The 6,113-nt window shown below is 75.3% G+C and carries 6 protein-coding genes; 5 read left to right on the top strand and 1 reads right to left on the bottom strand.

Annotated features, from left to right (window positions below):
• From NH602_RS07135 to NH602_RS07125, 3 genes are all read left to right on the top strand, one after another.
• A partial coding sequence (locus tag NH602_RS07135) for a sensor histidine kinase (protein ID WP_253067361.1) occupies window positions 1–646 on the top strand: 646 nt, incomplete at its 5' end.
• A gap of 20 nt (window positions 647–666) precedes the next feature.
• Complete coding sequence (locus tag NH602_RS07130) at window positions 667–1,308, top strand: response regulator transcription factor (RefSeq protein ID WP_073574403.1); 642 nt, start codon at window positions 667–669, stop codon at window positions 1,306–1,308.
• Between the two features lie 106 nt (window positions 1,309–1,414).
• The gene (locus NH602_RS07125) at window positions 1,415–2,833 is read left to right on the top strand and encodes an alkaline phosphatase PhoX (RefSeq protein ID WP_253067360.1); all 1,419 of its coding nucleotides are present in this window, start codon (window positions 1,415–1,417) and stop codon (window positions 2,831–2,833) included.
• Between the two features lie 3 nt (window positions 2,834–2,836).
• Here NH602_RS07125 and NH602_RS07120 read toward each other — a convergent pair whose 3' ends face one another.
• Window positions 2,837–4,612, bottom strand: coding sequence for an NHL domain-containing thioredoxin family protein (locus tag NH602_RS07120; RefSeq protein WP_253067359.1), 1,776 nt, complete (start codon window positions 4,610–4,612; stop codon window positions 2,837–2,839).
• Window positions 4,613–4,689: 77 nt separating this feature from the next.
• Here NH602_RS07120 and NH602_RS07115 point away from each other — a divergent pair, with 77 nt between their 5' ends.
• On the top strand, window positions 4,690–5,496 hold the full coding sequence (locus tag NH602_RS07115) for an Fpg/Nei family DNA glycosylase (protein ID WP_253067358.1): 807 nt from the start codon (window positions 4,690–4,692) through the stop codon (window positions 5,494–5,496).
• A gap of 24 nt (window positions 5,497–5,520) precedes the next feature.
• Window positions 5,521–6,099, top strand: a complete 579-nt coding sequence (locus tag NH602_RS07110; RefSeq protein ID WP_253067357.1) for a hypothetical protein — start codon at window positions 5,521–5,523, stop codon at window positions 6,097–6,099.
• Window positions 6,100–6,113: the final 14 nt, after the last annotated feature.

Here is a 6,113-nt window from a genome sequence, read left to right as displayed (position 1 = left end):
CGCGCTGGCGCTGGCCGCCGGCCGCCGGGCGGCCGTCGCGGCCGAGGCGCAGACCCTGCGCCGGCTCGAACGCGACATCCACGACGGGCCGCAGCAGCGCCTGGTGCGGCTGGGCATGGACCTGGAGTCCGCCGTCCGGCGCCTCGACGACGACCCCGAGCGCGCCCGCCCGCTGTTGCACGAGGCCCTGGAACAGAGCCGCGAAGCGCTCTCGGAACTGCGTGCGCTGTCCCGGGGCATCGCGCCGCCGATCCTGGCCGACCGCGGGCTCGGCCCGGCGTTGCGGGCCGCCGCGGGGCGCTGCCCGGTTCCGGTCGACCTCGACGTCGGCCTCGACGACGGCACCCGGCTGCCCGCCCTTGTCGAGAACACCGCGTACTTCGTGGTGACCGAGGCGCTCACCAACATCGCCAAGCACGCCGGCGCGACCGCGGTGACGGTCACCGTGACCGTCGACGAGACCCTGCTGCGGGTCTGCGTCCGCGACGACGGCCGCGGCGGCGCCCACCCGGGCAAGGGCCACGGCCTGGCCGGGCTCGCCGACCGGCTGGAGATCGTCGAGGGACGCCTGGAGGTCGACAGCCCGCCGGGTGGCCCGACCGTCCTGACCGCGGAGGTCCCGGTCGCCGGCCTGGGGGACGCGTGACCCAGGATGGGGCCATGACGATGCGGGTGGTCCTCGCCGAGGACTCGGTGCTGCTGCGCGAGGGTCTGGTCCGGCTGCTGGAGGAGGCGGACGCGACGGTGCTCGCCGCCGTCGGGGACGGCACCGCGCTCGTCGCCGCGGTGGAGGAGCACCAGCCCGAGGTGGCCGTCGTCGACGTCCGGATGCCGCCCTCGTTCACCGACGAGGGGCTGCGGGCCGCGCTGGAGATCCGCAGGCGGTTCCCGTCGGTCGGCATCCTGGTGCTGTCGCAGTACGTCGAGGAGTCCTACGCCACCGACCTGCTGGAGGCCGGCGGCGGGGTCGGGTACCTGCTCAAGGACCGTGTGTCCAGGCTCGCCGACCTCTCCGACGCACTCGGCCGGGTCGCCGCGGGCGGCACCGTGCTGGACCCCGAGGTCGTCTCCGCGCTGCTCACCAAGCGCCGCCGGCGCGACCCCCTGGCCGAGCTGTCCCCGCGCGAGCGCGAGGTGCTGGAACTCATGGCCCAGGGCCGCACCAACATCGCCATCGGGCGGCTCATGGTGATCACCCAGGGCGCGGTGGAGAAGCACATCTCCTCGATCTTCACCAAGCTCGGGCTGCCGCCGTCGTCGGACGACCACCGCCGCGTGATGGCGGTGCTCGCCTGGCTGGAGGGCTGAGCGCCACCGTCACTCAATAGTGATCACCGTGCCGGCGTCCGGTCACCCTCTGTTCGCCCGCCACGGGTGCACTCGGGTGGTTGGTCCCACCACCACGGAGGCACTCGTGACCACGTCCGACCCCACCCCCGCCCTGTCGCGGCGCCGGCTGCTGCGCAACTCCGCCCTGGTCGGGCTGGGCATCGCAATCGGCGGGAGCACCGATGTCATCGCCGGGCACTCCGCCTCGGCCGCACCGCCGCCGTTGCGGGGGGCCGGGTACGGCCCGCTCGTCGCGGATCCGAGGGGCGTGCTCGCGCTGCCCCGCGGCTTCCGCTACACCGTCGTCGCCCAGGCCGGCGTGACCCGGTTGACCGACGGGGGCGAGCCCACCCCCAGCGACACCGACGGCACCGCCTGCTTCGACCGGCCCGACGGCTGGACGCTGGTCAACAACCACGAGATCGGCGGCGGGGAGGCGCACCGCGTACCGGCCCGCCCGGGGCTGACCTACGACCCGGGGGCCGGGGGCGGTACCACCAATGTCGAGGTCGACCGGGCCGGCCGCCGCACCGGTGAGTACGTGTCCGTCGCAGGGACGCACAACAACTGCGCCGGCGGCGTGACGCCGTGGGGCACCTGGCTGACCTGTGAGGAGACCGAGGCCCGGGCGGGGACGAACGGGCTCACGAAGGACCACGGCTTCGTGTTCGAGGTCAGTCCTGCCGGCCGGGAGAACGCGGGGAACAGCACGACCCCGCTGCGTTTCCTGGGCCGCTTCTCGCACGAGGCGTGCGCGGTCGACCCGGCGACGCGCACGATCTACCTGACCGAGGACGCCGCCGGACCCAACGGGCTGCTGTACCGCTGGGTGCCCCCGTCCGGGTTCGACGGCCGCCGATGGGAGCTCAAGGCGCTCGCCGAGGGGCCCGGCGGCGACACCGCGGGCCGTCTGCAGGCGATGCGCGCCCTCGACGGCGACCGCCCGGTGCCCGACCTGTCCGAGGCCACCCGGCCGGGAACGACCTACCGCGTCGAGTGGACCGACGTGCCGGACCGGCTCGCCCGGACGATGTCCACCCGCGTGCAGCTGCCGCCGGACCGCGTCACCCGCAGCCGCAAGTTCGAGGGCGCGTGGTGGGGCGAGGGCGGCGCGTTCGTCGTCGCCAGCTACGCCCGGCTCGAGGACGGCAGCCGCAACCCGCACGACGGACAGATCTGGTTCCACGACCCGCGTCGCGGGACCCTCGAGCTGCGCACGATCTTCGGGGTGAACGCCGACCCGGCCGCCGACGGGACGAACTTCGACGGGCCGGACAACATCACGGTCTCACCCTACGGAGGCACGATCGTCGCGGAGGACGGCGAGGGCGTCCAGCACCTCGTCGGGGTCCCGCGCACCGGGGCGCCCTACGCACTGGCACGCAACGACCTGAACGACAGCGAGTTCGCCGGCCCCACGTTCACCGGGGACGGCCGCTTCCTGTTCGCCGGCATCCAGAACCCGGGGTATTTGCTGGCCGTCACCGGGCCCTGGCGCCGCTGAGGTTCACACCGACCGCAGGTCGAGGTCGAGCCCCGTGGAGGCGCCGGGCGAGACCTCGACCGGGATACCCCAGTCCTGCTGGTAGCGGTGGCAGGCGGCGAACCCGTCGGACGGGTCGTCGCAGGCCGCGGCGGTCACCGCGACCTGCAGCACCCCGGCGCCGACGGCCGGGTCCAGGCGCAGCTCGCGGGTCAGCCCGGTCGCGGTGCCCCCGCCGGACAGCAGCAGCGACGGCGGGTCGGCCGCCACGGTCAGCGACGTCGGGTCGCCGTACCGGTTGTCGAGGTGCTGCCCGGTGGGCGGGGCGAACCCGATCCGCAGCGCCACGCCCGGGGCGAGGGCCGTCGGGGTCCGCCGGACGAGGTGGGCGTCGCCGGACACCTGCGACCCGGCCGGGACGGGCAGCCGCACCAGCCGGTGCGCCGCGGACTCGACGACGACCAGCGTCTCGCCGTCGACGAGCAGGTCCGACGGTTCGGCGAGCCCCTCGGCGAGCGTCGAGACCAGGTTCGTCGCGGGGTCGAACCGGCGCACCGCGCCGTTGTAGGTGTCGGCGACGGCGACCGAGCCGTCGGGCAGCACGGTCACCCCGAGCGGGTGCTGCAGCAGCGCCTGCGCGGCCGGGCCGTCGCGGTGCCCGAACTCGAACAGCCCCTGCCCGACGGCCGTCGCGACCGCGGCCCCGGGGCCGTCGCCGACCCGGCGCAGCGCGGAGATCTCGGAGTCGGCGACCCACAGCGTCCCGTCGGGGCCGGCGGCCAGCCCGGACGGCTGGGCGAAGAACGCCTCGTCGAACGCGCCGTCGCGCAGTCCCTCGTTGGTGGTCCCGGCCAGGACCCGGGCCTCACCGGTGGCGGGGTCGAGGGTCCACAACTGGTGCGGTCCCGCCATCGCGACGACGACCGTCCCACCCCACCACGCCAGGTCCCACGGCGAGGACAGCAGCGCCGACGCGCCACCGACGGCGACCCGTTCGCGCAGCTGCTCACCGGTCCCGACCAGGGTGGACACGGTGCCGTCGGCCAGGTCGACCCGCCGGACCGCGTGGTTGACGGTGTCGGCGACCAGCACGGCGTCGCCGGAGGGGAGGACCAGCAACCCCTGCGGCTCGGAGAACCGGGCCGCCGCCGTCGCGCCGTCGGCGAGCCCGCGCTCCCCGGACCCGATCCGCCGCACCTCGGTCCCCAGGTCGGGCTCCAGCTCGACGAGCTGGTGGTGGGCGGTGTCGGACACGAGGAACGTGCCGCCGGGCAGCGCGACGACCTTCCCGGGGAACCGCAGCGCGGTGTCCGGCGCGGGCGGCGGGACGTACGGGTCGTCCCCGCGGCGCAGCCGGTCGCCGTGTGTGCCGACCAGCTCCCGGACCAGCGCGGCCAGCCCGGGGCCGTGCCCCTCGCCCGCCATCCGGGCGACGACGAACCCGTCCGGGTCGATGACGGCCAGGGTCGGCCAGGCGCGGGCGGCGTAGGCGTCCCAGGTGGTGAGCTCCGGGTCGTCGAGGACGGGGTGGGTGACGTCGTAGCGCTCCACGGCGGCCTCGACGGCGGCCGGGTCCGCCTCGTGCAGGAACTTCGGCGAGTGCACCCCGATGATCGTCAGAACGTCACCGAACTCGGCTTCCAGGGGCCGCAGCTCATCGAGCGCGTGCAGGCAGTTGACGCAGCAGAACGTCCAGAAGTCGAGCACCACGATCCGCCCGCGCAGCCCGGCGAGGGTCACGTCCTCGCCGCCGGTGTTGAGCCACCGCCGTCCGCGCAGTTCGGGCGCCCGCACCTTCATCCGTTCACCAGCAGTCACACCGGCCCCAACGACGGACCGGCGCGCGGGTGTTCCCCGGCCACGCCACACTGATCGTCATGCCCGAGCTGCCCGAGGTGGAGAACGCACGCACGGTCCTCGCCGAGGCCGTCGGCCGCACGATCACCGCCGTCGACGACCGCGACGACTGGGTCTGCCGCCCGCACCGCCCCGGTGACATCGCCTCGGCGCTGAAGGGCGGGCGGCTCACCCGGGCGAACCGGATCGGCAAGACCATGTGGTGCGACACCGAGACCGCCGACGGCGAGGCGGGGCCCGCGCTCGGCGTGCATCTCGGGATGGGCGGACGGATCGTCGTCACCGACTCCGACGGTGAGCGCATCGGCGGCGGCCCCGCCCGCCCCGACCGGCAGCCGCGCAAGGCCGAGTGGGACCGGTTCACCATGACCTTCGACGACGGCGGGCAGTTCCGGCTGTTCGACAAGCGCCGCCTCGGCCGGGTCCGGCTCGACCCCGACCTGTCCGGTCTCGGCCCCGACGCGGAGGGGATGAAGCCGGCCGAGTTCCGCGACCGGCTGCTGCGCGGCACGTCGGCGGTGAAGGCACGGCTGCTCGACCAGTCCGTGCTGGCAGGCGTCGGGAACCTGCTGGCCGACGAGACGCTGTGGCAGGCGCGGATCTCGCCGAAGGCCCCGGTGCGCGACCTGACCCGCACCGACCTGGACCGGCTGCACCGCAACCTCGACCGCGCGCTGGAGCGGGCCGTCGCGAACGGCGGCGTGCACACCGGTGAGGTCGTCGAGCACCGGCACCCGGGCGGGCACTGCCCCCGCTGCGGGACCGAGATGGTGCACGGCACCGTCGGCGGGCGGTCGACCTGGTGGTGCCCGCAGGAGCAGGTCTGACCGGAGGCCGTGCACAATCAGCCCATGCCGGACACGTCCGACACCGCTCTGCTCTTCCTCGACCGCGGCCTCGTGCGCGCCGACGACGCCCCACCCGACCCCGCGGCCCAGCGCCGTGCCCACACCCTGGTGCGGACCGCCCGCGGTGCCCGATGGGTCGTCCCCGTGCTCCTGCTCGTCGTGCTGGTGCTCGCGTTCACCCCGGTGGCGGGCGCGGCGTTCTGGATGGCGGCCGTCGTCGTGCTGGTCGGGGTAGTGGCCGTGGTGCTGCTGCTGACCCGCGCGGCCGCCGTCGCGCACGCCACGGCGGGGCTCCCGGTGCCGATCGAGATCACCGGGAAGGTCGCGACCGCGATGCGTGCCGTGCTCGCGATGACCGGCGCACTGCGGACCCACCGGAGGGCCGGCGGTGCCGCCGAGGGGGTCGCGCTGCTGCGGCAGTGGACTACGGCGACCGAGGCGTTGCGCGCGGCGTGGCTGCGCGACGACATCGGTGCCTGGCACGACCACGCCCGCACCCTCGCCGCGGCGGGGGAGCGGGCCACGCGCATCACCGGCGGCCTGACCGGCGCCGGGACGCCGGACGGGGACCCCGCAGCCTGACCGGCGCCGGGGGT

The organism is Pseudonocardia sp. McavD-2-B, assembly GCF_024124365.1.
GTDB classification, from domain to species: Bacteria; Actinomycetota; Actinomycetes; order Mycobacteriales; family Pseudonocardiaceae; genus Pseudonocardia; species Pseudonocardia alni.
Note: the sequence above shows the minus strand (reverse complement) of the source record. Positions and strands in the feature narration are given on the sequence as shown.

What these genes read in the sequence shown, in the direction of transcription:
- NH602_RS07120 (WP_253067359.1), bottom strand. Translation starts at nt 4,612, where the DNA reads ATGAAGGTGCGGGCGCCCGAACTGCGCGGACGGCGGTGGCTCAACACC.
- NH602_RS07130 (WP_073574403.1), top strand. Translation starts at nt 667, where the DNA reads ATGCGGGTGGTCCTCGCCGAGGACTCGGTGCTGCTGCGCGAGGGTCTG.
- NH602_RS07115 (WP_253067358.1), top strand. Translation starts at nt 4,690, where the DNA reads ATGCCCGAGCTGCCCGAGGTGGAGAACGCACGCACGGTCCTCGCCGAG.
- NH602_RS07110 (WP_253067357.1), top strand. Translation starts at nt 5,521, where the DNA reads ATGCCGGACACGTCCGACACCGCTCTGCTCTTCCTCGACCGCGGCCTC.